1 protein-coding gene is annotated in these 1,299 nt (G+C 39.8%); it reads left to right on the top strand.

Features of this window, described 5'->3' with window-relative positions; all coding sequences use genetic code 11:
• Positions 1 to 59 precede the first annotated feature (59 nt).
• Positions 60 to 1,265 (top strand): IS256 family transposase, encoded by a 1,206-nt coding sequence (locus tag MTX11_RS16450; RefSeq protein ID WP_004973108.1) that lies wholly within the window; start codon positions 60 to 62, stop codon positions 1,263 to 1,265.
• The last annotated feature ends 34 nt before the right edge of the window (positions 1,266 to 1,299 follow it).

The raw sequence follows: 1,299 nt of genomic DNA, 5'->3' as shown, positions 1-1,299 counted from the left end.
GGTAGTGTTCAAAAAACTGTGTCATTTCCTTAAACTGTTAAAAACAGGAATGATGCATTATGGCAACTACATTTGATTTTGAAACAGCCTTAAAACAACTCCAGTCAGGACAAGCACTGACTGGAGAAAATGGCATACTCACCCCTTTAATTAAACAACTGACCGAAGCTGCTCTTGAAGCAGAAATCGAGAATTACATTGAAGCGAATCCGAAACAAGGTAATCGCCGCAATGGCTATACTCGCAAGACAGTAAAATCTACATCAGGTTCATTTGAGCTTGAAACCCCTAGAGATCGAAATGGTGAATTTGAGCCACAGTTAGTTAAAAAGAACCAGACCAAATTATCAGAAGAAATTGACAATAAAATCATATCACTCTATGCACTTGGTATGAGCTATCGTGATATTCAAAAGCATGTTGCTGATATGTATGGATTGGAGATTTCAGATGGTGCTATCACCAATATTACAGATAAGCTCCTCCCTCAGTTACAAGCATGGAAACAACGCCCACTCGATACAATTTATCCCTTTGTTTGGTTAGATGCCATACATTACAAAGTGAAGGATAAAGGTGTTTATGTGAGCAAAGCGATCTATACCATTTTAGCTTTAAATGTTGAAGGTAAGAAGGAACTACTCGGCTTGCATTTATCGGAAAGCGAAGGGGCGAACCATTGGCTTAGTGTACTGACAGACCTACAAAATCGTGGTGTTCAGGATATTCTGATTGCCTGTGTAGATGGACTAAAAGGTTTCCCCGAAGCCATAGCAGCGATTTACCCTCAAACAGAAATACAACTGTGTATCGTTCATCAAATCCGTAATTCTTTACGCTATGTTGCCAGTAAAGATCAGAAGGCATTTATGGCTGATTTAAAGCCAATTTACCGTGCTGATACCAAAGGGGCGGCAGAAGTAGCACTGGATGAGCTAGAAGAAAAATGGGGCGAAAAATATGGTGTGGTCATTCAGTCATGGCGTACCAAATGGCATCTACTATCCGCCTATTTCAAATACCCTAAAGCGATTAGGAAGCCGATTTACACCACCAATGCCGTTGAAGCCGTACATCGTCAATTCCGCAAACTAACCAAAACCAAAGGAGCTTTCCCCAATGAGGATAGTCTGATGAAATTGCTGTATATTGGTATTCAACAGGCATCAGAAAAATGGACAATGCCTATTCAGGAATGGGGACAAACGATTACTCAATTATCCATTTACTTTGAAGGTCGATTAGATGATATAATTAAAATCTAGTCAAATTTACTGACACAGAATTTTGAACGCCCTC

This window comes from Acinetobacter lwoffii (assembly GCF_022809915.1).
GTDB lineage: Bacteria > Pseudomonadota > Gammaproteobacteria > Pseudomonadales > Moraxellaceae > Acinetobacter > Acinetobacter lwoffii_M.
Note: the sequence above shows the minus strand (reverse complement) of the source record. Positions and strands in the feature narration are given on the sequence as shown.

Bases quoted from the DNA above. Each gene is read 5' to 3' on its own strand.
- MTX11_RS16450 (WP_004973108.1), top strand. From the start codon at position 60: ATGGCAACTACATTTGATTTTGAAACAGCCTTAAAACAACTCCAGTCA.